The sequence below is a fragment of the Rossellomorea sp. H136 genome, from assembly GCF_056838065.1.
Genome location: NZ_CM166371.1, coordinates 4,527,748 through 4,554,600, shown reverse-complemented (window position 1 = coordinate 4,554,600; position 26,853 = coordinate 4,527,748). Strand labels below are relative to the sequence as shown.

The following is a 26,853-nucleotide window of genomic DNA, read 5'->3' as shown; positions in this document are numbered from 1 at the left end:
AGAGAGGAAGGTAAATCTAAAATGACCCAATTAACCTTTGATTCTACTAAACCATTCGATTTTATCGGAGTTGGTAGATTATGTATCGATTTAAATGCGAATGAAATCCACCGCCCAATGGAAGAAACCCTTACCTTTACGAAATACGTAGGAGGATCACCGGCCAATATAACAATCGGTATGGCGAGATTAGGGATGAAGACAGGCTTTATCGGCAGAGTTGCCGATGACCAAATGGGAAGATTCATTGAGCAATACCTTGATGAAAATGACATAGACACTTCAAGTGTCATAACAGATACGAATCATAGTGTGACAGGTCTTGCCTTCACTGAAATTAAAAGCCCTTCTGATTGCAGTATATTGATGTATCGGGACAATGTGGCAGATCTGTATTTAGAACCACAGGACATTAAGGAAGAGTATATAAAGGATTCCAAAGCCTTATTGATTTCGGGTACCGCTTTATCCAAGAGTCCTTCAAGAGAAGCGGTTTTTACAGCCCTGCATTATGCAAAAAAGCACGGAACTGTGGTCTTTTTCGATATTGATTACCGTCCATATTCATGGACATCTGAAGATGAGACGGCGATCTATTATAAGCTTGCTGCAGAAAAGAGCGATATCATTATTGGCACGCGGGAAGAATTCAATCTGATGGAACGCATTGATAACAGAGAAGAACCAAATGACTGGTCGACAGCGAAAGACTGGTTCAGGCATGAGGCGAAAATAGTTGTCATTAAGCACGGAGAAAAAGGATCGATTGCTTATACAAAAGAGGGCCAGTCCTTTGAGAGTCCTATTTTCCCTGCAACTGTAATCAAAACATTTGGAGCTGGGGATTCGTATGCCGCCGGTTTTATATATGGGTTGATGAAAGGCTGGAAGCTTCCTGAAGCCATGGAGTTTGGAAGCGCTGCTGCAGCCATTGTCATTTCCAGTCACAGTTGTTCGGATGCGATGCCGACAGCAGACCAAATTAAAGAGTTTATCCATGATTGTAATACAGGGAAGCAGCCCATTCATTCAAATGCGAACCAATCAAATCAGAAAGAAGGTGTACAATAATGAGTATAGAAACGAAAGTGGAAACGATTAAGAACTTCATTGGCGGTAAATGGATCGAGTCGTCCTCGCCTTCATCCATCCCTTTGCCTAACCCTGCAACAGAAGAAGTGATGGCATTTGTCCCCCTTTCAACGAAAGATGAGGTTGATCAAGCGGTCCAAACCGCATCCATCGCATTCGAAACATGGAGTGAAACACCTGTCCCCAAGAGAGCCCGGATCTTATTCAAGTATCAGCAGCTATTAATCGACCATTGGAGTGAGCTAGCCACTCTTATAACAAAGGAAAATGGCAAGAATTATAAAGAAGCTTACGGTGAAGTACAAAGAGGAATTGAATGTGTAGAATTTGCTGCTGGTGCACCTACTCTGATGATGGGCAAGCAGCTTCCAGACATTGCGACCAATATGGAATCCGGAATGTATCGATATCCTGTCGGGGTTGTGGGTGGTATCACCCCGTTCAATTTCCCAATGATGGTGCCATGCTGGATGTTTCCTTTGGCGATTGCATGCGGGAACACGTTTGTCTTAAAGCCATCCGAACGAACTCCTTTATTAGCTAATCGATTAGCGGAGTTATTTCACCAAGCGGGATTACCGGAAGGGGTTCTGAATATCGTTCACGGTGCACATGATGTAGTCAATGGGTTGTTGGACCATCCCGGGGTACCTGCCATTTCATTTGTTGGATCACAGCCTGTTGCCGAGTATGTATACAAAAGCGCATCGGCGAATGGAAAACGAGTCCAAGCGTTAGCCGGAGCTAAAAATCACAGTATTGTCATGCCGGATGCGAAAGTAGAAGAAGCATCGAGACAAATTATCAATGCAGCTTTCGGTTCAGCAGGGGAAAGGTGTATGGCATGCTCGGTCGTTGTAGCGGTTGATAGTATAGCGGATACATTGATTGAGAAATTGGTAGAGAAAGCAAATGTGATCCAAATGGGAGACGGTTTAGATGAATCAGTCTTTTTAGGACCTGTCATCCGTAAGGAACATTTAGAACGAACGGTACAATACATTGAATCAGGAGAAAGTGAAGGGGCCATATTACTAAGAGATGGTCGCAATGAAGCGTGCGAGAAAGGATATTTTGTCGGACCAACCATTTTTGATAAAGTGACTCCGGATATGAAAATATGGAAGGAAGAAATTTTCGCACCTGTCCTTTCCATTGTGAGAGTAAAAGATTTAAAAGAGGCAATAGAGGTGGCGAATCAATCGGAATTCGGAAATGGAGCATGCTTGTTCACTCAGGATGGCAGCAATGTTCGATATTTCAGAGAAAAAATACAAGCTGGGATGCTCGGAATTAACATAGGAGTACCTGCACCTATGGCATTTTTTCCTTTCTCTGGATGGAAAAATTCATTTTATGGAGATCTTCACGCAAATGGCTCGGATGGTGTGGAGTTTTATACGAAGCGGAAAATGGTTACTGCTAGTTGGACGTAATAGCCTTTTAATACAATTAAAAAGAGGATGCTATTTTTGTGCATCCTCTTTTTGGTGTGTGCCAGGTATGTTAAAGAAGCATTGATCTCGAAACAGTAGGATAAATCGATGAGTTTCGCGTGCGTAAGATTATCACAACGAAATGTAACTCTTCATATTGAGATTGATGCTCTTTCATTATTCACTCTCTTCGCCCAAACCCTCATTAAAGTCGCTTCGCCTTGATTTTAACTTTTCCATACTGTTTGATAAGTGTACGTACATTTGTTTTTCTGCACTTTTCGCATCTTTTAATGAAATGGCTTTCAAAATAGATTGGTGTTCTTCATAAACCTGTTGTTTTTTTCCTTTGATCCTTGTGTTGATGGCAAGGGAGGCTTTTAAGGCCCGATTGTAAATATCAGATAGGTTTTCAAGTGTATGAATAAGCACGTTGTTTTTGGTTGAATGAAGGATGGATTGGTGGAATAGAAAGTCGGCTTTGTCATTGATCTTATCGGGATCATGAAGTTCCTTGAAAAGCATTTCCTGTGCTAGATACATTTTACTCAGGTCTTCCTCATCATGCCGTTCAGCTGCCAGTGCAGCCGCCTTTGTTTCAAGAATGATTCTTGTTTCCAGCAGCTCTATGACTTGATGATATGAAATGACTTCCATTAAGGGTTGATCTAGAAGCTGTTCAAGGGGCTTAGGGCGAACATAGCTGCCGCCGCCATGGACGGATTCAATGATACCATGTGAAGCTAAAGCGCTTAATGCCTCACGTATCGGGACTCGGCTGACGTTGAACATTTTTGCCAATTCATTCTCGGATGGAAGTTTTGAATCAACCGGGAACTCCCCTGATCTAATCTTGTCTTTAATTTCATCGATAATTTGATGAGAAACACGTTTTCTGACGATCATCATTGATTCTCCTTTAAATGTAAGAGCCTTTCGTTTCCTACTATTATAACATGAAACGAATAGTGGATAGGAAAGGCTCTTCTGAAAACTTAACTGATATTTCTCTTGTCATGATTTTCGCTCAGGCTGTTTCCCCATAAGCCAAAGCGCTTATGGACGGCAATGATGGCAGCCCCTGCAATAAGAAGGACAATCGGCATCACCCACGGTAATCCTGTTGAAAATAGTATTGGTGAAAAGGTGATAATGACGATTTCAACTGGGACCATCCCTATGTATGCCAGGGCATAATCGTCCATTGTTTTACTTTTTAATTCTGGATCTACAATTCGGAGAAGTGCTAACCCCATTGCTACCGTACCTGTGCTCCAGCCCCAGCCGAATAGGGATTTCTCAAACCAGAAATCTTTGAAAATGTTTGGTCCGATAAAGCGAAAGATAAGGTAAGCCCAAATCGTTCCGAACACAAATAATAGGGTTAAAGGCACAGCATAATCCATGACCACTGTAAGATTAATCGAAGCGATTCCTATGGCGACCAAATAGTCGGTCGCGCTCCCGCCAATCCGTTCCATTACTCGCTGATCGATATACTCGTCCGCCTTTACTTTACGTACAAGAACCTGAAAGACTAGTGCGACAACAAAGGCGATACTTAATAGAGGAACAGAGATTCCTGGAAGTAATGCTTCTAGTGCCCCTGTTACCCAATAAGAGACCCCGACGACAAATGAAATAATGGACAAATGGAGAACCAATGGATCAATAGAGCTCGGCGAAACGGTTTCTTTTCCCATAGCGACCCGCTTATCTGTATGCATCAGTCCTGACCTTAGTTCATTGGGCAGGTCTTTAAAACTCGAAATAAATTGGGTATGCCCTTTTTCCGTGTTTTTTTTCACCAGAAACAGGCCACCAAGTACGGCCACTAATATCCCGACCGTAGCAGATGTCATACCAAGCGTCATTGCTTCCTCCCAGCCGTACTGACTGAAACCTTCTCCGATGGCGGCGGCTGTACCGTGTCCTCCTAGAAATCCGGCCCCTAAGATGAGACCAAACCCGCTGGGAAGATCTGTGAAAACTTGACCAATGACCACTAGTCCGAAGAAAGCACCACCACCCCACATCAATAAGGTGAGCAGCATGGAATACGACCACATTTCTCTCACACGGTGAATGATTTCCTTTAGGTTCACTTTTGCCGCACCGATTGGTATAGAAGCAAAGATCACCGCAATCAATAAACCTGGGTAAGAAGAAAGTTGATCAGAGAAAGGAAGGATATCCACCCCGCTTGGCCCTAAAGCAAGCCCTATAAAACCGGCAATCATACTTGCCGGTAAAAACAGGGATTGAATCCATTTAATCTTTGCCCGCAAAATCGTTCCTAATAGAAGTAACCCAGAAATAACACTTACATCCCCCATTAATGACCAGATAGAAAAATCGTTCAAGCTTATCTCCCCTTTTTTCAAAATAGTAAGCGTTAACATTTGTAATACAAGTATACAATATATTTAGAAAATTACAATTAGATATTGAAATTCATCCAATTAGTAGTATACTTGTATTACAAGTTTAGGTTAAAGCGTTTTCATTTTTGGGAATACTATAATCAATAAGAGGTGAGCAGAATGGTAGAGAAAAAGGTCGAGTTTTTCAGTGATGGGTTGAAATTAAAAGGAAGTTATTATTATCCTGAACAGTTTAATGAAAATAAACGATATCCTGCGGTCATTATTAATTCAGGTTATCAGGGCTTTAATGATTTTTATCCGAAACTCTTTGCTGAGAAATTAACTCAAAAGGGATATATGTGCTTTGGATTTGATTATCGAGGTTTTGCCGACAGTGAAGGAGAAAAAGGCAGAGTCGTCTTAGATGAACAAGTTCGTGATATCCAACATGCGATTAGCTACATATCCAATCATGACCATATAGATGAGACGAAAATTGGACTCATCGGCTGGGGCATGGGAGCCTGCAATGTCATCCATGTGGCAGCCAAAGATAAAAGAGTCAAAGCAGTAGCCGGCCTAAACGGCTTCTATCATGGAGAGAGATGGTTAAAATCGATTCACTCGTATGTTGAGTTTGTGGAGATTGAAAAGGCGCTTAATGAAGATCGGAAATTAAGGGCAACGACTGGGCAATCTCAATTTGCCGATACATTCATCCATTACCCGCTTGATCCATCGACGAAAGATTATGTGGAGAATGAATTGTCATCGGTATATGGATTTGGTCATGAAACACAGCTGTTGTTTACTGATTCTATTTTAGAGACAAATGCAGAGGATGTGGTAGAAAAAATATCTCCTGTTCCTCTATTTATCGGTCATGGGAAAGAAAATCTACTTCATCCGAAATCTGAATCCGTCTCCCTTTATCAAAAAGCAGGTTCTCCTAAGGAGTTCTATTGGATAGAAGGGAAGCATAATGACTTTATGTTCGGTGATCATGCCGAGTTTATTAGATTAAATCATAAATTGGATGAATTTTTACAAGAAGCATTTAAAGGTGGTACGTATGAAAAGTCAATTTCATCCCTTGCTTGAAGGGGCATATGAATGTCATGTTCATAGTTCACCAAGTATTTTCAAACGAAAGCAGACGGATTGGGAGCTGCTTGAAGATGCCAAAAAGGCGAAGATGGGTGGTATCGTCTTAAAGAGTCATGAATCTTCAACCGTCGAACGGGCATTTCTATTAAATGAAAAGGAATCCTCTATACAGGCTTTTGGCGGTATTGTTCTAAACCAGCATGTTGGTGGCCTTAACCCATACGCAGTGGAAACTGCGTTGAAAATGGGGGGGAAGATCGTTTGGTTTCCTACCCTCTCTGCCGGGCAGCACCAGCAGTACTTTAGTCGGAATAATACAAAGCTCTTTAATGGGAACCCCCTATTATCCAAAGGAACGGTTTCGATTGAAGAGGATGGTCAGTTGCTCGATGAGGTAACTGTTATCTTACAATTGATTAAAGATTATGACGCAGTGTTGGCGACAGGACATTTGTCATTAGCTGAACAACATACAATTGTCCATGCAGCCAAAGAAACAGGTATAGAAAAAATAATCATACAGCACGCAGACATGGGCATATCGAGAATACCAATTGAAGACCAACAATACTTTGCCTCTTTAGGGTGTATGATCGAAAAGTGTTATCTGGCATGCAGCTCGGACTTTCATGACTTGACCGCAGAGGAAATGGCCAAGACGATCGAAGTGATTGGGCACGAGTCCTGTGTGTTAGTAACTGATTACGGGCAGCCTCACCATGAACCGCCGGTATACGCCTTGAGCCGTTTTATTGAAGACCTTATCTTCCATGGCGTTAAAGAAGAGCATATAAGAAAGATGGTGCAAGAGAATCCAAGATCACTATTAGGTGTTGATGAACATGAATAAGATCAATGAACAGATTCTGAATGAGTTACGAGAAATCGTACAGGAAAATCGGATACTGACGAAAAAGAATGAATTGTATTCTTTTAGCTTCGATGCTTCATTTGGCGAATATTTACCGGAGGTGGTCCTTCAGCCTCAATCAAAAGAAGAAGTCAGTAAAATCGTGATGATCGCCAACCTTCATCATATCCCTGTTTATCCTAGAGGTTCTGCCACTTCTTTAAGTGGCGGACCACTTCCGACAATGGGCGGAATCGTTCTTGATATGTCCCAATATCCCAAAGAAATATCGATCGATAAAGAAAATATGCTGGCCATTGTGACGCCTAGTATCATTACTTCCACCATCCATGAGAAAGCAGAGAAGGAAGGATTATTTTATCCCCCTGATCCAAGTAGTTCGCATGTATCGACCATCGGGGGGAATATCCTTGAAAACTCAAGCGGACCCAAAGGTTTGAAATATGGAACAACGAAGGAATATGTCATTGGTTTAGAAATGGTTACCCCAACAGGAGAGATTGTACGAACAGGCGGTAAAACAGTCAAGAATGTGACGGGATTTGACCTGACAAGGTTGATTGTCGGTTCAGAAGGCTTACTGGGAGTGGTCACAGAAATCACTTTAAGACTCATCCCTAATCCAGCTCACAAAATGACTTTACTTGCGTCGTTCCAGAGTGTAGTAGATTCGGGGATAGCAATTACGAACATATTATCAGCGGGGGTTTTACCAGCTGCGATGGAACTGATGGATAAATATTGCATTGAGGCCGTGGAGCATTATCATCCTTCGGGTCTTCCACTCAATGCGGAAGCAATCGTAATTATTGAAGTCGATGGGCATGAAGCATCTGTGAATGAAGAAATTGATAAGTGTTCAGAGATTTGTCAATCGTTCCCTGGAGCGATCGTGAAGGTAGCAAAGTCAGAAGAAGAGCGAATGAAGATTTGGAAAGCGCGTAAGATGGTTTCTCCAGCGATTACTCAATTAGGGCCAACGAAGATCTCAGAAGATGCCACTGTTCCAAGAAGCAAGATTCCGGAAATGATTGAAAAACTTCACCAAATACGTGTGAAATACGATTTGAATCTAGTCGTATTCGGGCATGCGGGTGATGGAAACCTGCACCCCAATATTATTACGGATAAAAGAAATATAGAAGAAATGAAAAAAGCAGAGTTGGCTGTCGGAGAAATCTTTCAGGCGGCGATTGATTTGGGAGGAACACTTTCTGGTGAACATGGTATAGGCATTTTAAAGGCACCTTATATGAGAAACGAGCTCGGTCCTGCATTGGATTTGATGAAAATGATTAAACAAGCCTGGGATCCTCATAATATATTAAATCCGGGCAAGATGTTTCCTCAGAAAGGGCAGACAAAGGTGGTGTTAACGCAAAATGACTAATGCAAACGCAATGGAAGTTCTTCATAAGAAAACGTATGAGGAGGTCAATCAATGTATCCAGTGCGGTTATTGCCTTCCTGCTTGTCCCACTTATGCATCTATGGAGACTGAGAGTGCTTCCCCAAGGGGGAGGATTAACCTGGTCAAAATGGCTGCAGAGGGCAAGATTGATATTCTAGAAGATTTAAAGGAACCGATCGACCTTTGTCTTGGCTGCCGTGCTTGTGAGGTGGCTTGTCCGGTGGATGTCCCCTATGGATCGATATTGGAACATGCGAAAGAAACGATTCATGATATGGAAGTGCAGAGAAAAGGTAATAATCGATTTAAAGATTTTGCGTTAAACCAGCTGTTTATGAAACCGAAAACGATGAAAATTTCAAGTGACCTATATTACTTATATCAGAAAAGCGGACTGCAGAAAGTTGTCCGATCGGCGAATTTACCAGAAAAAGTAGTGAAGAATATAGGAAGCTTTGAAAAAGCGATGCCTAGTGTTCCTTCTAAGAAATATCAGATTGAAAGAGGAAAACGATATCCGGCCAAAACGGATAAAACTGTTAAAACGGTTGCTTTGTTCCTTGGATGCATCAATGATGCGGTGTTTTATCATGTAAACTACTATACGTTGGAGTTACTCCGTTTATCCGGGTGTGACGTATACGTTCCTAAAGAGCAAAATTGCTGCGGGGCCCTTCATGCTCATCAAGGCCAGACTAAACAAACAAAGACACTGGCAAAAGAAAATCTTCTTGCGTTTGAGGAGTACGAAGTAGACACCATCATCACCAATGCGGGTGGATGCGGAGCAATCCTTCAGGAATATGATCACCTATTAAAAGATGAAAATGATACAGAATGGAAAGCTAAAGCAAAGACTTTCACTGAAAAGATCAAGGACATCTCGGAAGTACTCAGTTCTCTCAATTCCCTTCCATTTAAAGGGAGATTGAATACAGTTGTGACCTATCAGCCATCCTGCCATCTTAACAATGTTCAAAAGGCGGGAGCTTACCCTGAAAGGCTCATACGAAAAATCCCGGGCATAACCTATGTAGAATTACCAAGTAAGCATTCGTGTTGTGCCTCTGGAGGCGTCTACAACATTCAACACTATGATGAATCGATGAAAATTCTCGGTAGTAAAATGACAGAGGTCAATGTGATCCAGCCGGATATTGTTGTAACGTCAAATCCAGGATGCCTGATTCAAATGACCCATGGTATCAACACCTACGGCCAGGGACAACCAGAATCCATTCACCTCGTTGAACTAATAGCCAGAGCATGCGGAATTAACATTCAATGAAGAGAGAATGATCTCCAAAGGTAGATAAGAAAATTAAGTAGCGCTTATGGAACGAGAACGGGTTGGAACAGACTCAATCCCTTTAATTTTCGCTGTTATTTGTTTGTGGTTGTAGTAACGGAAGACTGAAGATAAATTCCAATTTATTGTAGGTGTATACAAGGAAGTACTGAAATCTGGAGAATGACCGTATTGAAAAGAAGCAAGGGGGGACGGTCCCCCTTGCTTTTTTTTTGCGTTAATGATGAGGGAATAAGGTCTTCCTTAGCAGGCATCCTTGTAGTTAGAATGAATGCCTCACACGTGTATCCCTAATATTCACCCTATATTCGTCCATTTCTGTGATTGAAGTTCCATAAGGGTTTCATTCCTTTCGGGGATTGCTTTTTCGAGGTCCTCAAGTGTTACTTCATCAGGCATTGTACGCCTGTTTAGCTTACCGAAACGCTTCTTATTATAGAAGCTCCAACCGTATGATAGGATCGCAATGACGATGATAAACACGACGGTCAATGGGAGGACAAATTGTAAAAAGGCAATATGATTAAATGATGTGATAAAGTTAAAGGCTGGAGTGAAAAGGACTCCGTTTAATAGTATGATGACTAACCACATCAATCCACTGATGACATGGGTAATCACACGCTTTTTCTTCTGTGTTCTTTCGATCTTCATGTCTGTTTCCCTCTATCCGGACTTTCCCAAATGGCATACTCCGTTTTATTTGATGTTAGTAGTCTAAAGGCTTTCGGGATGGCTGGAACCAGTGCGAATATACTTACCATCCAGTAAACCATTGGATACCATCCTGCCCACCATACGTATTGGAGAAGCTTCTCTTCGTATTGTCTATCAATGAATAAAGCAACCATTAATTGAATTAAAGAGATGAAGGCAATATAGGCACCGTATAGCAGCATAGAAGGAGAAAATCCAAAGAATAATAGATAAATAAGATAGAACATCCAAGATATAGACCACAGGATGCTGAGAGTCTGTTCGATATAAACGGGATATAATCTTCTTTGTCTGAAATCCTTAAAGATGGATCTATGCCTTATGAGCACTTCCATTCCACCTTGGGCCCATCTGATCCTCTGATTTAATAACCCTTTTAGTGTTTCCGGGACCAGCATCCAGCACAATGCTCTTGGTTCGTACCGTACATCCCAGAATCGTTGCTGAAGTTTCCAGGTGATGCCAATATCATCCGTTATTAAATCCTTGTCCCAGAAATCGACGTCAAGAAGGGCTTTTTTCCGAAAGGCAACGAAAACCCCAGAAACGGTCATCATCTTGCCTAAAATCCTTTGGGATCGTTTAATTAAGCCGATAATGGAAGAGTACTCTACCACCTGTATCTTTCCCAATAAGGAATTCCTGTTACGAACACGAGGATTCCCGGATACTGCTCCTACACGTTCACTATTTCTGGGAGTTGTGAAATGAGGGACCATATAGAGTAACGCATTTTTATCCAACATGGCATCACTGTCCATCGTCACTACAATTTCACCTTTCGAGGCGATGGTTCCAAAGTATAAGGCATTTGCTTTTCCTTTGTTCTCTAGAATGTTGATTACTTTTAGCCGATCAATTGAGCGGGTCAACACGGATAAAATGTCTTGTGTTTGATCAGAGCTGCCATCATTGATCACGATTATTTCATAATGTTTATAGTTGATATCATTTAATTCCTTAATTGTCTTCTCAATATGAGCGTCTTCATTGTAACAAGGCAAGAGAATGGAGACGAATGGAAGCTCCTCCAGGTTGTCTTGTATGTCCATCGGTTTTCTTTCACGTCTTATATAGAAGAGTAGGCCCGAAATAATCCAAACGAGGCTCATGAACAAAGGATAAATGAAAAGAAAGTTTCCAACGGAATGTATGATAGTAATGAACAATTCCTGACCTCCTTCATGGTGCAATGAATCAATAGATAAGTAAGCGAGGCTATGAATAGTAGAATGATAGGATATTATTCTACGTACATAGGGGTTATGTTTTCAATAGGTTAAGTGAAAACAGCTTCTAGATGATTGAATCATAGTAAGGTGGTGAATGAAAGTCTTTGAACGGTCTTTCGTAGTCACTTGATGAAAATATTATTGGTGTAATTGGGATATTAAAGAAAAAGAATTTTGTAGAATCATGTCGACATAATTTTTAGAAAATTTAAAATAAATAGTTCATCTTCAGGAATGAAGGTGATATACTTTGTTTAACTGGTAATGACATCATTACTAAGACGGAGCATCCTCGGTTTCTTACCAGGTCAAACAACGCCTTATACTTTAACTGGTAATAACATCATGACAATAAGTAAGGCAGATAGCTGTATATGAATATCACTTGAAGAAAGAGGGGGAAGCATGGTGAGAAAGGGTCTTATGGTTTTACTATCGTTAGTACTTGGGGGGTTTGGATTGTTGGCAGGGTGCAGTGACAGCTCTTCAGGGGAATCGAAGGACGGAAAGGTCGAGATCAGTTACGGGTTCTGGGACAAGAAGCAAGTACCTGCGATTGAAGAGATCATTAAACAGTTTAATGAGGAACATCCGGACATTAAGGTGAAGACGGAACTGATCCCATACGGGCAGTATTTTCAGAAGCTTGAAACAGCAGCAACCGGGGGTGCATTGCCTGATGTGTTATGGATGAATGGTCCTCATATTGTTCAATATGCGGAAGGGAAGGTCCTTCTGCCACTGAGTGACCTCGCCGCGGAAGATAATTACAGCCTGGATAATTATCCTGAGTCGCTCATTGATCTGTATACGGTAAATGATGAGGTATATGGAATACCTAAGGATTATGATACGACGGGGTTATGGTATAACAAGAAAATTTTCGATGATGCCGGTGTCTCTTATCCTGATGACACATGGGATTGGGATATGTTAAAGGAAGCGGCAAAGAAACTGACGAACAAGGATAAAGGAGTATGGGGATTTGCAGCAGTGATGGGGAATCAAGGTGGTTACTACGATTTGATTTGGCAGAACGGAGGACACGTGATTTCAGAGGATGGAAAATCGGTAGGATTCGATCAGCCTGAAGCGATCGAGGCATTGAAATACAATATTAGTTTCATAGAAGAGGGAATGTCTCCGACCCAAGCCCAGATGAATGAAACGGCAGCATCGGATCTGTTCTCATCCGGAAAGATCGCCATGATGTTCGATGGTCCCTGGATGGTCCCGGAATATAAGAAGAATCCTGATTTGGACGTAGCGGTTCTGCCAAAAGGAAAGCAGAGGGCAGTTTCGATTCATGGATTGTCCAATGTCATCGCAGCCAACACCAAGCATGAAGAAGCCGCGTGGGAGTTTGTGAAATACCTTGGTTCGAAAGAGGCAGCCGAAGTGTTTGCCGAAACAGGTACGGTCATACCTGCCTTTAACGGTACTCAGGAGGCCTGGTTGAATTCTGTTCCGGAATTGAATCTTCAAGCATATATCGACGGAGCTGAGTATTCGAATCCACTTCCAAGTGTGAAGAACACTGGGGCGATCTGGCAGTATGAAACGGATATCCTCAAGAAGGCCTGGGCCGGTGAAGAAAGTGTGGAGAAAGTAGTAAAAGAGCTGGCGGATAAAGCAAATAAAGAACTGGAAGAGTAGGAAAGGGAAGAAGGGAAGAGTGTTTCTTCTCTTCATTTCCTGACAAAGGAGGAGAAATGAAATGGAACCGCTTCCTCTCCAGGTTGAATCGAAACGAAAGCTTCACGTGATTTCATATGCGAGTACGAAGAAACGTTCTGACTATTTATGGGCATATATCATGATCGCACCGACGATTATAGGTCTCTTTGTTTTTTATTTATGGCCGATGCTTCAGACCTTTTACTTCAGTTTTACCGAGTGGGGGGCATTTGGGACATACGAGTGGATCGGACTGAAGAATTATACAAGGATGCTTTCGGATGTGAATCTTCTGCAATCATTCAAGAATACAGGGATCTATATCCTATTTACCGTTCCGTTGGGTATTTTCCTTTCGATTCTAGTCGCTGTTTTGCTCAATCAAAAGATAAAGGGGACGACGATTTATCGGACGTTGTACTTCCTGCCCGTCATTACGATGCCGGCAGCGATCGCCATGGTGTGGAAATGGTTATACAATTCGGATTTCGGCTTATTGAATTATCTGTTGTCCTTTATTGGGATAGAAGGTCCACAATGGTTGACGAATCCAAACATCGCGTTATATTCGATTATTGCTGTGGCGATTTGGAGCGGGATCGGGTACAACATGGTCATTTTCTTATCGGGGCTCCAGGGGATCCCGAAAACGTATTACGAAGCAGCCGAAATGGATGGGGCAGGTCCTGTGACGATGTTCTTTAAAATTACCTTGCCGCTTCTTTCACCGGTCATTTTCTTCGTGTCGATCATGTCGTTAATCGGAGCTTTTCAATTCTTCGACCTGATCTTTATGATGATCAGTAAGAGCAGTACGGCGCTGGAGAATACTCAATCCATTGTGTATTTGTTCTATCAGCATGCCTTTGTTTTAAATGATAAAGGATATGCCGCAGCGATTGCGGTGTTATTACTAGTGGTGATTCTCATCATCACTGTGATCCAGATGGCCCTGCAAAAGAAGTGGGTCCACTATGATTGAGGAGGGAATGACCTATGCAGAAATCGATTCAGTTTGTAAGGAGTAAGACATTTCTCATCCATTTCATCCTGATCATGGGCTCGATTGTCATGTTGTTTCCCTTTATCTGGATGATACTGACCTCGTTGAAAACCTATGCAGAGTCCATTCAGGTTCCGCCTGTGATGATACCGGAAGACTTCCAGTGGAAGAATTATCAAGAGGTGTTCACTCTGCTGCCATTCTTTAAATTTATGATGAACACATTAATCATTACGGTACTCCGGACGGCGGGGCAGTTGTTTCTCTGCTCACTGGCTGCCTATGCCTTTGCGCGGATCGTGTTTCCCGGAAGGAATCTCCTGTTTGTACTGGCTTTGTCCGTATTGATGGTCCCAGGCCAGGTATTCTTGCTTCCTCAATACATGATCATGGTGAAGCTCGGCTGGCTCAATACGCTGCAAGCCGTTGTAGTTCCCGGGATATTTAGTGCCTTTGGAACGTTTCTCTTAAGACAATTCTTCATGGGGTTACCGAAGGAGCTGGAGGAGGCGGCCCGACTTGACGGGTGCAATCATTTTCAAATCTATTGGCGCATCATGCTTCCGCTCGCTAAGCCGGGTTTGATCGCCCTTGGGATCTTCACGATTCTATGGTCCTGGAATGAACTGATGTGGCCGATGATCGTGAATAGTTCACCGGACGCTATGACCCTGGCAGTGGGATTATCTTCTTTACAGGGGCAATATGGCACCAACTATCCGATCTTGATGGCAGGTTCATTCTTAGCCGTGTTACCGATGTTGATCCTATTTATCATATTACAGAAGCAATTTATAGAAGGAATTGCGATTACCGGTGGAAAATAAGTTGGTAGGCAACTAAGGGAGGAATGACAATGAAAGCAGCATTAATAGGGGCTGGAAGCAGGGGATTCTATGCATATGGGTCCTATGCCCTCCAGTATCCTCATGAAATCGAGTTTATCGCGGTAGCAGAACCGGATAAAGAAAAGCGGGAGAAATTTGCAGAAGCACATGGAATCCCCGAGAATATGAGATTTGAAGACTGGCCGGACCTGTTGGAACAAGAAAGGGTATGTGAAGCCCTGCTTATATGCAGCCCGGACAGGGATCATTATAAACCTGTCATGCGTGCCATTGAAAAGGGATATAGTATTCTACTGGAGAAACCGATGTCACCGAGCCCCATTGAAACGTTGGCTATCGCAGAAGCGGCTGAAAAGCATGATACGCTCCTCAGTGTATGCCATGTGATGAGGTATGCTCCGTTCTATCAGTCTCTTAAAGAAGTGATTGATCGGAAGGTGATCGGGGAAATTGTCTCGGTTCAATGGAATGAGAATGTCGGCTATTTCCATCAGGCTCATAGTTTTGTCCGTGGAAATTGGCGCAATTCGAAGGAATCAAGTCCGATGATTCTTCAGAAGAGCTGTCATGATATGGATATGCTCGCCTGGTTGATCGGAACGGAATGTAAGAGCGTTTCGTCTTATGGAAGTCTCACCTATTTTAAAGAGGAGAACGCTCCTGAGGGATCGACCCACCGCTGTCTGGATGGCTGCAAGGTGGAGAAAGAATGCCCGTATTCCGCAGCAAAGTGGTACCTTCATGACCGGGATGTGTGGCCAGCGAATGTTGTGTCAGCGAATTCCAGTATCGAAAGCCGCTTGAAGGCGATCAAGGAAGGTCCTTATGGCCGCTGCGTTTACCGGTGTGACAATGATGTGGTGGACCATCAAGTCGTCAATTTATTATTTGACGGGGACGTGACGGTTTCTTTCACGATGACGGCCTTTACGAAGGAAACGTATCGAAACTTCAAGATCATGGGGACAAAAGGGGAAATTACAGGTCATGACGCAAATAACGAATTAATCATCAAGCATTTTGCCGGGAAGAAGGAAGTGATCTATCCTCCAACCGTGGATGGCGGTCACATGGGTGCTGATACGAGTATCATGCAGGATTTTATCAACCGAGTCCGCACGAAGGATAAAGGGACATTAACATCTGCCAGAGTTTCTTCTCAAAGTCATTTGATTGCCTTTGCAGCGGAGGAATCGAGACTGTCAGGTGTGACTATCGATATAAAAAAGTATATTGAAGAATTGGAGAAGACAAAAGAAAATGCTTAATCAAAATTTCTATCATGGCCTCAAGTGATAATTGTCGCAATTTTATGTATAATGAGTATACAAAGATACCACTAAAGGAGTTTAACATGATAGAAAAAGATAATCGCTTACCGTTATATTACCAACTGATGGATATCCTTCTCGAAAAGATCGAAAAGGGTGAACTTGCGGAGCAGGAGCAGTTACCCTCTGAACGGGAGTTGTGTGAAACATACAAAGTGAGCCGGACGACGGTAAGGCAAACGATGCAGGAACTTGAAAAGGGAGGCTACATCTATAAGGTTCATGGCAAGGGATCCTATGTTTCGCCGAAGACCTATAAGCAGAGCCTTGTTGAATTCTACAGCTTCACAGAAGAAATGAAGAAAATCGGGAAACAGCCATCCACAAAGGTCGTTTCGTTTGAAAAAGTACATTGTGACAGCACGATTTCGAAATCCATGAAACTGCCGGTGGAAGAAGAAGTATTCAAGATCACGAGGCTGAGACTTGCTGACGAAGAACCGATGATTTATGAAACCTCTTATGTTCCGGTAGGGCGTTTTACCAATCTCACGAAGGAACAATTGGAATATACGCCAATGTATGAAATCTTTCGGTCCCAATACGATGTGACGATTACAAGAGCACTGGAAAGCTTCAATGCTGTCAGCGCCGAAAGACAGGCAGCCGGCATGCTAACCATTGAAGAGAACTCACCGTGTCTCCGACTGGAGCGTATTACGTATGAAGATCAAGACGTCATTGAATATACCATCTCCATCGCAAGGGGAGATAAATTTACGTACACAGTTGAATTGAAGTAGGTGCTTTCGAGTATCTATTTCACTTAACTGGTAATGATGACATTAACAGTTTGGGAGGAATGGGTATGGAACTTATACAATCAAACAAATGGGAACCAAATGATCCCGGTGCCATCCATACAACAAGAGAAATAGCTCAACAACCAAGACTTTGGAAAGAAACCGTGGAAATCCTGCTTGAACATAGAGATACACTGCTGACTTTTTTTGGGAAATTGGAAGAAAGGCATCCTCATCTTCGAGTGATATTGACAGGAGCGGGAACGTCTGCTTTTGTCGGGGAAACCGTTCTTACTTCCATAAAGGAAATGGTTAAGAATAAGAAATGGACGGTAGAAAGCATCGCCACTACCGATATTGTCTCCAATCCATATAAGTATTTAGACAAGGATTTTCCGACATTGATGATTTCTTTTGCCCGTTCCGGTAACAGTCCTGAAAGCGTAGGCGCGGTTGAGTTGGGAGAGCAAATCATTGATGATTTTTACGGCATCGCTCTTACGTGTAATCGAGATGGTTTACTGGCTGAGAAGAAGAAGGGGGATCCGGATCACCTGGTCATCTACATGCCGAAGGAAGCGAATGATCAAGGGTTTGCGATGACAAGCAGTTTTACGACCATGCTTCTTTCGGTCCTGCTCCTTTTCCAGCCGGAGCACATTCATACTCTGGAGAAGACTGTGAAGGAAATAGGTTCGGCCGGTGAAAAGATTATCGAGACCGGAAAGACAGAGTTAGAAGCGCTTGCTTCCTCCACTTTTTCGAAGGTTGTATATTTAGGCTCAGGCGTTTTCCAGGGGCTTGCAAGAGAGTCCTCTTTAAAACTGTTGGAATTAACGGGAGGTATGATTCCAGCATTCTTTGATTCTCCGCTGGGATTCCGTCACGGCCCGAAATCAATCTTAGATGAAGAGACGATCGTCTTCGTTTTCTTATCCTGTCATCCGTACACGAGAAAATATGATTTGGATTTATTGAAGGAGCTATACCATGAACAAAAGCGAGGGAAGGTGGTGGCAATCTCCTCTTACCAGGATGATGTCGCTGAACGTTACAGTGACCTGTTCTTAAGTACCGGCTTGGAGACGGTCCAAGAGGATATATTCCTTGCCTTTCCATTTGTCATGTATGCCCAGCAGTTCGCCCTTTGTAAATCCATGCATCTGGGACTTTCCCCGGATAATCCATCTCCCTCAGGGCTCGTCAACCGGGTCGTAAAAGGTGTCACGATTTATCCTTATCGGAATGGGGGAGAAAGGGTATGATTGTCTCAAGAAGTAGGATTCTGGTGGATGCTCAATCGAAAGGCTACGCGGTGCCTGCCTTTAATATACACAATCTCGAAACGCTCAAAGCGGTTCTGGAAACGGCCCAAGACCTCCGTTCACCCGTCATGATCGCGGCTACGCCCGGTACCGTCCGATATATGGGGAAAGAGTTCCTGATCAAGATGATGGAAGCGGCAAGAACAAGCTATGATATCCCGATTTGCTTTCACCTTGATCATCATGAAAACCTGGATGATATCAAGAACCTCATTCATAAGGGTGTTCCATCTGTCATGATCGATGCCTCCCATTATTCATTCGACGAAAACATCCGGATTGTCAGGGAAATTGTAGAGTATGCTGCCCCGTTCGGTGTGACGGTTGAAGCTGAGCTTGGTCGCCTAAGTGGAATGGAAGATGATTTAGAAGTGGACGAAAAGGATCAGATCTATACCAACCCCAAGCAGGCAAAGGAGTTTGTATCGAGAACCGGAATAGATTCTCTGGCTGTGGCGATCGGGACTGCTCATGGACTTTATAAAGGTGAACCTAAGCTCGATATCGACCGGTTGTCTGCGATCCAACAGGAAGTCGATATCCCCCTTGTTCTCCATGGGGCATCAGGATTGCCCGATGAGCTCGTCCGCAAGACCATTGAGAGGGGAATTTGCAAAGTGAATGTGGCGACGGAGCTGAAGATGGCGTTTGTGAAAGGGCTACGCAGCTATCTGCAAACAAACCCGGAAGCCAATGATCCCCGCTATTATTTCACGGATGCGGTTGCTCAGATGAAAAAGGTTGTAGCAGACAAAATCAAGCTGTGCGGCAGCTTAAATCGTGGGTAAGCCCATGATTGCGACGGTCACATTAAATCCGGCGATAGACGTTAGATATACACTTTCCCAGTTTCAAATGGGTGAGGTCAATCGTGTTTCTACCATTGATAAATCGGCAGGTGGTAAAGGTCTTAACGTCACCCGGGTTCTATCCCGATTGGGGCAGAAGGTTACTTGTACCGGTTTCCTGGGTGGAAAGAGCGGAGAGTGGATTGAAAACCAATTATCTCATTTGGAGGTACACAATTCATTTGTACCCATTAAAGGAGAGACTAGAACGTGTCTGGCCATTCTATCAAAGGAAGGTCAGACCGAGATTCTGGAAACGGGTCCCTTTATTTCAAGGAATGAGTTAGAAATTTTTGATCGAACATTCTCTTCGATTCTAGATACTGTAGATTTTGTCGTCGTTTCCGGAAGTTTGCCAGAAGGAGTCCCTACTGACTTTTACAGTGAACTTTCAAAGATGGCCAATCAAAAAGGGGTTCGCTTGCTATTGGATACAAGTGGACCAGGACTTGCCGCAGGTATCGCAGGAAAACCTTTTTTAATTAAGCCGAACAAAGAAGAATTTGCTAGGTTGATAGGGAGAACATTTGATTCTACCGATGACATGTTACGGCATGCCCAAGCTATTTGTCAGAAAGGAATACACTATGTGCTTCTTTCTCTGGGGGAAGAAGGGGCCATTTTAGTTAATGGAAAAAGAATTCTGAAGGCAAAGGTTCCTGTAGTTAAAGCAGTGAATCCCGTTGGATCCGGAGATAGCATGCTCGCTGGGTTTACTTATGCGTATTCTCATGGATTCCCGATTGAAGAAGTCTTGAAATGGGCTTGTGCTTGTGGAATGTCAAACGCCATAATGGAAAATACGGGTGAGGTTAACCTGTTGGACATTCGACGATTCGTGAGGGAAATAGATGTAGTTGAAAGAATTGGGGGGATGGAAAATGAGTCATATCGTCTGTTTTGATATAGGAGGAACGTTTATTAAATATGGCGTTTTTGATCCAAAGGGTCAGCTTCTTGTTAAAAGTAAAATGGCAACCCCCACAAGCCATGAGATTCCTGACGTATTAAATAACAAAGTGAAATCACTTCAGCATGATTTTCACATCTCTGCCATTGGCATTTCCTCTTGCGGTCTCGTGGATCGTGCGAAAGGAATGATATTATTCTCGAATAATATTCAAGGATATAGCGGAATGAAGCTGGGAGAGATACTATTTTCCCTGACCCAAATACCGGTATCAGTTGAAAACGATGTAAAAAGTGCGTGCCTTGGCGAGATGTGGAAAGGTGCTGTCAAGGATAAGAGAAATGCCGTTTTTTTAACACTGGGAACTGGAATCGGCAGCAGCATTGTGATGGATGGAAGGATCGTCAATGGCTCTTCGGGACTTGCTGGTGAGCTGGGTCATACCGTCGTTGTTGCAGGTGGTAAGTCGTGCAGCTGCGGCAGAAAAGGCTGCCTTGAACGATATGCGTCCACTTCTGCTTTTGTTCAAGACTATAAGGAGCAAAAAGGAGTGGCTGTTGAGAACGTTTCCGGCGAAACGATTATGGAGCTTGTCAAGCAGGGAGATCCAGTTGCTTTGGCCGTATATGAACGGTTTATTCATTATATTAGTATGGGATTAACGAATGTAATCCATCTTCTCAACCCTGAAAAGATCATCATTGGGGGCGGTATCACGGAGGGTGAGGGTCCTTTTATTCAAGATATCAATATCCAATTAAGGAATGAAGTAATGGATGTATATGGGAATGAGGATACGGTCATTGCCTCCTCTCTAGGAAATGACGCAGGATTATACGGAGCATGTTACTTGGCTTTAAACCGGATGAACATGAAAGAATCAGTGTGAGAAGCAGCACCCATCATGGTGTTGCTTGTTCTGTTTATTTTAAATAAAAGGGGATGAGGATAATGAAAGCCGTGAAGGCCGGCCGCATTTATACACCGGAAGGAATCGTTGAAAGTGGGTATCTGCTCTTGGAAGATGGGCGCATTTCAGGCGTTACTAAGAAAACTCCTCCATGTGACACCATCGAATACCCCGGTTGTTCCGCCATACCGGGCATGATTGATCTGCATATCCATGGCATAGCGGGACATGACACCATGGATGGAAGTGTCCATTCTTTACAGAAGATGTCTAACTCTCTTGTGAAATATGGAGTAACAGGATTCCTGCCCACCACACTCACCCACAATCTGGAAAGTATCCGGAAGGCAGTTGAAGCAGTAAGTATGGCGATCGGTCAAACAACTGGAGCCGAAATCCTTGGCTCCTATGTGGAAGGTCCTTACATTTCACCCGAGCATAAAGGAGCCCATCCCGTCGAGTATATGCGAGAACTATCAATCGAAGAGGTGGAAGGGTTGATCAATGCTTCGGATAACACCATAAAAGTCCTGACGATTGCCCCTGAAAAAGAACAAGCCATGGAGATTATCGATTATCTCACGGGCATGGGAATCCACGTTTCGATGGGGCATACTAACGCGGATTATGAAACAACGAATCTTGCTGTCTCCCAAGGAGCAAGAATCGCAGTCCATACGTTCAACGGAATGAGAGGATTCAAGCACCGCGATCCGGGATGCGTCGGGGCCGTCCTGACCAATGATGACTGCCTTTGTGAATGCATCGCCGACCTCCATCACGTCCACCCAGGCGCTATCAAACTATTACATAAAACAAAAGGAAGCGATAAAATCCTTTTAATCAGCGATTCCATGGCTGCAGCCGACTTGCCGGACGGCCATTACAACCTCGGTACAATGAAGGTGAAAGTCAAAGATCGAATCGCGAAGACTGTGGACACCAACTCCCTGGCAGGAAGCACAACCAACTTACTGGAATGCCTTAAAAATATGAAAGAAGTATTGAAGCTTCCCCTTGAGGAGATTTTACCCATGGTTAGTCTAAACCAGGCAAAGCTGCTCAATATTGATCACGAGGTTGGCAGCTTAGAGATTGGGAAAAAGGCGAATATTGCGTTGATTGATGAAAAGTTGGACGTTCGAGCAACCTTTGTCGGTGGGGAAATGGTGTGGGATGGGAGGACAGTCGCTGTTTCCCAGCCTGAGAATTAGGGGCCAAGGAAGGGTTTTTCGGCCCATCTTAGAATTTAGGATGTCAAGTCATGCCGGAAAAAGAGAAACGATGGTGATCTGGTAATTAATTAAGGGCGGGCAAGTAACAGGGAAGTTCCCAGCCGGATCTGTTAGGACATATATCTAAACGAAGCACGGGTCATCCCGTGCTTCTTTGTGCTGAGTAAGGAATTCGTCATGGTAATCATTTCGGTTATGTTACATAGACAATATATTTTTTTATTTTATAAATCTATCATCCGGAAAATTTGGAATTTTATACAAAAAATAGTTACCAAGGTTGTTTAAACCCTGACTCCCGGGAAAGACAAGTCCAAAGTGAAGAACTGGTATAATGGGGACGGACAGCGGATCCGTCGGGACACAGACGGAACCATCACTAATTATTTGTACGATGAACACGCCCTTCTGTATACTGCCGATGAAAACAATCGAAAGATCACAGAAAATGTCCTGAACCCGGATGGAGAAATCGTAGCGTCCAAGCGATTTGATGGAAACTATGAAAATCAATACTTCTTCTATCACTACGACTTACGGGGAAGCGTCACCAACGTCGTTGACTCCGACGCCAAACGGGTTAAAGGGTACGACTATGATGACTTCGGGAACATCAAGGAAGTCTAAGACAAGACCCTACATAATGAAGTGAAATTGCTTAAGCTATCTTTTCTTCGTGATTTTGCACCTGAACGACCAATTGTTAATATGTCTGGATGACCTGCTTTTTGTGCGTCATGAATATACTTACTTGTTTCAGGATACCTATTGCTAGGTATAGTTACTTCAATATCATATTTTCTGCTACCCTTAACAGCCCGACTAACCATCCCGCCAGCCTTCAACCCGAGCTTCGCACCATCTCCATAAATCGGCACTGCAGCCAACAAACTCAGTCCTGCGTTTTTATAATCTCCATCCACCGCATAGATGAGGGCATTTACTCCGTCAGCTACTGCTCCATCTTGATAAATTTCCAGGAAAAGATTTAGATGAATATCCACCAGCAATGTTTAAAGAGGGGGGAACGGGTGCAAGTGTGAGACCTGTTAGTCCGTCTGATAACCGAGGTGCGGGTGCCTATTTAGGGAATAAGCTAAGAAATTATCCAGATGGAACAAGAGTAAGGCTTAAATAATGGAAGGAAGGGTTTATATAATGAGTGAGTTTTCTTTTGAAACAGAAATACTTTATTCACAAATTGCATTGTTTCAATATGGAATTGATAATCCTTTTAATGATTGGAATGAAACTCATATAAATCAAGGGTTTTCGTGGAGAGACGGTTCAGTATCCTTTGGAACGCTGTCTAGTGATATTGATTGTAAGATTACTGTTAATTTGACTGAAAAGATAGAAATTGAACAGGATATAATAAGAGCGATTGTTGTTCCGTTTAAAGTTGAAAAGGGTGGCATAGAGATAGGTTCTGTAATGGAAACAATTACAATTGATATACCTGAGGGTACTTATGAAGTATTGTTTACAGCTAAAAGTTTAAATAGTACAGAATACTATACATTTTCATTTATAGAAAACGAAAATCCCAATGCAAAAGTGTTAAAAGCGGACGATGAATTAAATTTACCTGATAATTTATTAATGGAAGCAACCCCAGCCATATAAAATTTATTGGACGGCTAATTGTGTGTTAGCCGTTCATTTTTAGTGTAAGGAGTGTCTTCATTATTTTGGGGAAATCCATATTATCTCAATAAAATACCTTCTTGTGCCTGTGAATATTTTAAAGGAAGAGAAAGAGGCTCTTTTAATAGAAATTACCTAAAGAAATAGGGGTACTCACAACCTTTTTGATTATCTGGAAATCCTATATAATGCACATTAGTAAAAAAGAAATAAATGATTAATTATAGATTTGTGATTAACCTACGGGGAAATACTCCATAGGTTTTTTGATGGATGGATTTCTAATTAAACTTCTTTTTAATCGTATCACCAAGATTTACTCCCGAAGGTTGTGAATTGAAAAAGAACACATCCTCCTCACCTAAATAATCCCCTTTTCACCCCAACCAACAAGGTATTTCACCTTTTTACTAGAATATGTACATATCTATTATTTTTTAATATGAACTATAAAAGAAAGGAAGGGAGGAACCCATGAATTTCAGTAAAGAGAAACGCCTTGTGTATGCAAGTTGTCTTCTATCATTCATAGGCTTATTATTGTTCTCCATCGTTCTTTATTTTCTGGTCCAAAGCGTCAGGGAAACCTTCTATCAAAATAAATTTGAGCGGGTGTATGATTACTTATCATTGAAGGAAGATGGAGTGGTTGATCCGGTTCAAGTGTTTCATGGAGTGAAGTTGAATACGTTTCTCGAGGAAGATGATGCATCGGGTAAGAAGAGCGGGGATATCATCTTTGAGGTGAAGGATGAACCGGATGCAAAACTTAAAGGGTTTCAGGTCGACTCCGGAAACGAAGGAATGAGTGCGTTTGGCGATGCGATTCAATACAAGATGATGGTGGAGAAGGAAACAGGCAAGGAGTCATTCATCATTGCCTTGAAAAAGACGCAAGATTCCAGTCCTGCCAAGTATAAGACTTACAACATCAACGAGAATGGAGTCATAAGCACTAGTGAATTTACGCTTCGTACAAAGAACAAGCTGGAGACACAATGGATAAGGGGACTTTCTGATGAAACCCATGGGTATTACACCGATCTTCCGTATCAAAAGGGGGGGACAGTCTCTTTGGTCAGCCTTGCTTTCCTCGGCATTCTTTCTTTAATCGGGGCTGTATGGCTTCGACGCAGGTCCGCTGCTGCCGAAGCGGGGGAGGCTGCTTAAGTCTACCTATTGAAAGAGTGAGAAAAATGAAACGCTTCGTAAGAAAAGTTCTTAAATATGCTGTCACAATCGTATTGATTGTCATTTACCTAAATATATTATCGTATGTCGTTCCATACTTCGATTTAGAATATACCGTATTTGAATATATTCTCATAGTGGTCATGATTGTATTGGCTATTATTACGAGTGAGTATATTTTTAGGGAAGGGCAGCAGGGGAAGTTTAAAACAAAAAAATAGGGAATAAGAAAAGAAGCAAGTGGCCATTACTTGCTTCTTTTCTATGAAACCAACTTATTGAACTTTCAATACTTCCCCCACATAAATTCGATCGCTGATTAATTTGTTCGTTTTCTTCAATTTCAAAACCGTCGTTTTATATTTTTTCGCGATGGCAGACAGCGTATCCCCTTTTCTCACTGTATGCGTTGTGACTTTAGCGGGAGCCGGGTTTTTATCTTTAGTAGGTGTTGAACCTGTCACTTTAAGAACTTGTCCGACATAGATCATATCGCTTTTTAGGTTGTTGAGTTTTTTCAGGCTGCTTACCGTTGTTTTATATTTCTTTGCAATCACTGACAGGGTGTCGCCTTTTTTCACCTTATATGTCGTGGATTTCGAAGGTGACGCGGCAGGAGTTGTTGCAGGGCCTGAAACCTTAAGCACCTGTCCGACATAGATACGATCGCTCTTCAGGCTGTTGATTTTCTTTAGATTACTGACAGTCGTCTTATTTTTCTTTGCGATGGAAGAAAGGGTATCGCCTTTCTTCACCTTATAGCTTGTGGTCTTTGGTGAGGTATGCTCATTTTTGGAAGGTGCCGTCGTGGAACCTGAGACCTTCAGTACTTGTCCGACGTAGATGTGATCACTTTTCAGATTGTTGATCTTCTTTAATTGATTGACGGAGGTCTTATACTTCTTGGCGATGGCATAAAGAGTGTCACCTTTTTTCACTTTGTACGTACCCTTCGCTTCCGTTTTCACAGGGGGCGTTTCTCCAAGCAGATAATACATATCATTGCTGAAGGTGATGTGGCGCTTTGATTTATAGGTCATGGCCACCTGTTTGAACATTTTCTCCAGATTTTCTACGTTGATTTCCATATCATTCATCGCGATGCCGTAGTCGTGTTCCGACAAGTCTCCATTTAAGTAGTCGATGGTATCGATTTCTGAGTTATATACTTCTATTAAACTGTTATAAATGTATTCATCCAAGGTCACGATTTCTTTATTGGAAAAGTTGACCGGAGCCTCTTTCTCCAAGGCATCATCGAAATAGGCAATATATTCATCGTAAAGCTTCATCGCTTCTTTTTCGGATTTTGCTGCATCTATTTTTGTCGTGTAGCTTTCCAGCATTCGGATTATTTTCGCATAATGCGAGGCGAATTGATCTAACTCCAATTGATAGTTCATGCTTTGAGCGGCTTCTACTGAATGGCCCGGATGTAAGAGTGTACTGCTTGAAAACACAAGTGTAGTGGCCAATACAGAAGCCGTTAGCATTTTTTTCGTGATCATGTTCATTCTCCTTCAAGAAAATATAAGTATAGGAATTTTATTCCTTATATGATTATATTAATTTGCTAAAAAAATGAAAATAGGTTTTAGATGTATCAGAAAACAATATTTTTCGACAAATGTTTTAGAAATTTAC

At 42.5% G+C, this 26,853-nt stretch carries 26 protein-coding genes and 1 pseudogene; 21 read left to right on the top strand and 6 right to left on the bottom strand.

Annotated elements, in window-relative coordinates; all coding sequences use genetic code 11:
* The first annotated feature begins 21 nt into the window (after window positions 1–21).
* On the top strand, window positions 22–1,071 hold the full coding sequence (gene iolC, locus ACYH0O_RS22930) for a 5-dehydro-2-deoxygluconokinase (protein WP_482630461.1): 1,050 nt from the start codon (window positions 22–24) through the stop codon (window positions 1,069–1,071).
* The gene (locus ACYH0O_RS22925) at window positions 1,071–2,528 is read left to right on the top strand and encodes a CoA-acylating methylmalonate-semialdehyde dehydrogenase (protein ID WP_482630460.1); all 1,458 of its coding nucleotides are present in this window, start codon (window positions 1,071–1,073) and stop codon (window positions 2,526–2,528) included. The genes iolC and ACYH0O_RS22925 overlap by 1 nt, the downstream gene beginning before the upstream one ends.
* Before the next feature lie 177 nt (window positions 2,529–2,705).
* Here ACYH0O_RS22925 and ACYH0O_RS22920 read toward each other — a convergent pair whose 3' ends face one another.
* Together ACYH0O_RS22920 and ACYH0O_RS22915 are read right to left on the bottom strand one after the other, a co-directional pair.
* Window positions 2,706–3,437 (bottom strand): FadR/GntR family transcriptional regulator, encoded by a 732-nt coding sequence (locus tag ACYH0O_RS22920; protein ID WP_482630459.1) that lies wholly within the window; start codon window positions 3,435–3,437, stop codon window positions 2,706–2,708.
* 86 nt (window positions 3,438–3,523) lie between these two features.
* Window positions 3,524–4,891 carry a sodium/glutamate symporter gene (locus ACYH0O_RS22915; RefSeq protein ID WP_482630458.1) on the bottom strand — a complete coding sequence of 456 codons (1,368 nt, stop codon included), beginning with the start codon at window positions 4,889–4,891 and terminating at the stop codon, window positions 3,524–3,526.
* Between the two features lie 180 nt (window positions 4,892–5,071).
* On the opposite strand from ACYH0O_RS22915, the gene ACYH0O_RS22910 reads away from it, so the two are divergent.
* The 4 genes from ACYH0O_RS22910 to ACYH0O_RS22895 are packed head-to-tail and all read left to right on the top strand — an operon-like array spanning window position 5,072 to window position 9,571.
* The gene (locus ACYH0O_RS22910) at window positions 5,072–5,995 is read left to right on the top strand and encodes an alpha/beta hydrolase (protein WP_482630457.1); all 924 of its coding nucleotides are present in this window, start codon (window positions 5,072–5,074) and stop codon (window positions 5,993–5,995) included.
* Window positions 5,967–6,851 (top strand): DUF6282 family protein, encoded by an 885-nt coding sequence (locus tag ACYH0O_RS22905; protein ID WP_482630456.1) that lies wholly within the window; start codon window positions 5,967–5,969, stop codon window positions 6,849–6,851. Before ACYH0O_RS22910 ends, ACYH0O_RS22905 begins: the two co-directional genes overlap by 29 nt.
* On the top strand, window positions 6,838–8,262 hold the full coding sequence (locus tag ACYH0O_RS22900) for an FAD-binding oxidoreductase (RefSeq protein WP_149154646.1): 1,425 nt from the start codon (window positions 6,838–6,840) through the stop codon (window positions 8,260–8,262). The genes ACYH0O_RS22905 and ACYH0O_RS22900 overlap by 14 nt, the downstream gene beginning before the upstream one ends.
* Window positions 8,255–9,571, top strand: coding sequence for a (Fe-S)-binding protein (locus ACYH0O_RS22895; protein WP_482630455.1), 1,317 nt, complete (start codon window positions 8,255–8,257; stop codon window positions 9,569–9,571). Before ACYH0O_RS22900 ends, ACYH0O_RS22895 begins: the two co-directional genes overlap by 8 nt.
* 318 nt (window positions 9,572–9,889) lie before the next feature.
* Here the strand turns inward: ACYH0O_RS22895 and pgaD are convergent, their stop codons facing one another.
* Together pgaD and pgaC are read right to left on the bottom strand one after the other, a co-directional pair.
* Window positions 9,890–10,246, bottom strand: a complete 357-nt coding sequence (pgaD, locus tag ACYH0O_RS22890; RefSeq protein ID WP_482630454.1) for a poly-beta-1,6-N-acetyl-D-glucosamine biosynthesis protein PgaD — start codon at window positions 10,244–10,246, stop codon at window positions 9,890–9,892.
* A complete protein-coding gene (gene pgaC / locus ACYH0O_RS22885; protein WP_482630453.1) occupies window positions 10,243–11,478 on the bottom strand; it encodes a poly-beta-1,6-N-acetyl-D-glucosamine synthase in 1,236 nt (411 codons plus the stop codon). The genes pgaD and pgaC overlap by 4 nt, the downstream gene beginning before the upstream one ends.
* Window positions 11,479–11,949: 471 nt before the next feature.
* Between pgaC and ACYH0O_RS22880 the strand changes: the two genes are divergently transcribed.
* The 11 genes from ACYH0O_RS22880 to ACYH0O_RS22830 all read left to right on the top strand — a co-directional run bounded on the left by ACYH0O_RS22880 (window position 11,950) and on the right by ACYH0O_RS22830 (window position 22,998).
* Window positions 11,950–13,197, top strand: a complete 1,248-nt coding sequence (locus tag ACYH0O_RS22880) for an ABC transporter substrate-binding protein (protein WP_482632647.1) — start codon at window positions 11,950–11,952, stop codon at window positions 13,195–13,197.
* Between the two features lie 61 nt (window positions 13,198–13,258).
* A complete protein-coding gene (locus ACYH0O_RS22875) occupies window positions 13,259–14,200 on the top strand; it encodes a carbohydrate ABC transporter permease (protein ID WP_482630452.1) in 942 nt (313 codons plus the stop codon).
* Between the two features lie 14 nt (window positions 14,201–14,214).
* Window positions 14,215–15,048 (top strand): carbohydrate ABC transporter permease, encoded by an 834-nt coding sequence (locus ACYH0O_RS22870; RefSeq protein ID WP_482630451.1) that lies wholly within the window; start codon window positions 14,215–14,217, stop codon window positions 15,046–15,048.
* Between the two features lie 29 nt (window positions 15,049–15,077).
* Window positions 15,078–16,337, top strand: a complete 1,260-nt coding sequence (locus ACYH0O_RS22865) for a Gfo/Idh/MocA family protein (protein WP_482630450.1) — start codon at window positions 15,078–15,080, stop codon at window positions 16,335–16,337.
* Between the two features lie 86 nt (window positions 16,338–16,423).
* A complete protein-coding gene (locus ACYH0O_RS22860) occupies window positions 16,424–17,143 on the top strand; it encodes a GntR family transcriptional regulator (protein ID WP_482630449.1) in 720 nt (239 codons plus the stop codon).
* 65 nt (window positions 17,144–17,208) lie between these two features.
* Window positions 17,209–18,408, top strand: coding sequence for an SIS domain-containing protein (locus ACYH0O_RS22855; protein WP_482630448.1), 1,200 nt, complete (start codon window positions 17,209–17,211; stop codon window positions 18,406–18,408).
* Window positions 18,405–19,256: a tagatose-bisphosphate aldolase subunit GatY gene (gene gatY, locus ACYH0O_RS22850; protein WP_482630447.1), complete on the top strand. Its 852-nt coding sequence runs from the start codon at window positions 18,405–18,407 to the stop codon at window positions 19,254–19,256. Before ACYH0O_RS22855 ends, gatY begins: the two co-directional genes overlap by 4 nt.
* Entirely contained in the window at window positions 19,249–20,220 is a 972-nt protein-coding gene (gene pfkB / locus ACYH0O_RS22845) for a 1-phosphofructokinase (RefSeq protein WP_482630446.1), read from the top strand. The genes gatY and pfkB overlap by 8 nt, the downstream gene beginning before the upstream one ends.
* Entirely contained in the window at window positions 20,198–21,115 is a 918-nt protein-coding gene (locus tag ACYH0O_RS22840) for an ROK family protein (RefSeq protein WP_482630445.1), read from the top strand. Before pfkB ends, ACYH0O_RS22840 begins: the two co-directional genes overlap by 23 nt.
* Window positions 21,116–21,177: 62 nt before the next feature.
* Window positions 21,178–22,350: an N-acetylglucosamine-6-phosphate deacetylase gene (nagA, locus tag ACYH0O_RS22835; RefSeq protein ID WP_482630444.1), complete on the top strand. Its 1,173-nt coding sequence runs from the start codon at window positions 21,178–21,180 to the stop codon at window positions 22,348–22,350.
* Window positions 22,351–22,689: 339 nt separating this feature from the next.
* A complete protein-coding gene (locus ACYH0O_RS22830; RefSeq protein ID WP_482630443.1) occupies window positions 22,690–22,998 on the top strand; it encodes a hypothetical protein in 309 nt (102 codons plus the stop codon).
* Here the strand turns inward: ACYH0O_RS22830 and ACYH0O_RS22825 are convergent.
* Window positions 22,995–23,375 carry a hypothetical protein gene (locus ACYH0O_RS22825; RefSeq protein ID WP_482630442.1) on the bottom strand — a complete coding sequence of 127 codons (381 nt, stop codon included), beginning with the start codon at window positions 23,373–23,375 and terminating at the stop codon, window positions 22,995–22,997. The genes ACYH0O_RS22830 and ACYH0O_RS22825 overlap by 4 nt on opposite strands.
* Between ACYH0O_RS22825 and ACYH0O_RS22820 the strand changes: the two are divergent.
* The 4 genes and pseudogenes from ACYH0O_RS22820 to ACYH0O_RS22805 form a co-directional block, all read left to right on the top strand.
* A pseudogene (locus ACYH0O_RS22820) lies at window positions 23,330–23,509 on the top strand (NucA/NucB deoxyribonuclease domain-containing protein); the annotation flags it as partial. The gene ACYH0O_RS22825 and the pseudogene ACYH0O_RS22820 sit on opposite strands and share 46 nt — an antisense overlap.
* A gap of 20 nt (window positions 23,510–23,529) precedes the next feature.
* Window positions 23,530–23,997, top strand: a complete 468-nt coding sequence (comJ, locus tag ACYH0O_RS22815) for a competence protein ComJ (protein ID WP_482630441.1) — start codon at window positions 23,530–23,532, stop codon at window positions 23,995–23,997.
* Window positions 23,998–24,492: 495 nt separating this feature from the next.
* Window positions 24,493–25,188, top strand: a complete 696-nt coding sequence (locus ACYH0O_RS22810; protein WP_482630440.1) for a hypothetical protein — start codon at window positions 24,493–24,495, stop codon at window positions 25,186–25,188.
* A 26-nt stretch (window positions 25,189–25,214) separates the two neighbouring features.
* Entirely contained in the window at window positions 25,215–25,430 is a 216-nt protein-coding gene (locus ACYH0O_RS22805) for a hypothetical protein (protein ID WP_188048388.1), read from the top strand.
* Between the two features lie 54 nt (window positions 25,431–25,484).
* On the opposite strand, the gene ACYH0O_RS22800 is transcribed toward ACYH0O_RS22805, so the two are convergent.
* Window positions 25,485–26,717 (bottom strand): LysM peptidoglycan-binding domain-containing protein, encoded by a 1,233-nt coding sequence (locus ACYH0O_RS22800; protein ID WP_482630439.1) that lies wholly within the window; start codon window positions 26,715–26,717, stop codon window positions 25,485–25,487.
* Between the last annotated feature and the right edge of the window lie 136 nt (window positions 26,718–26,853).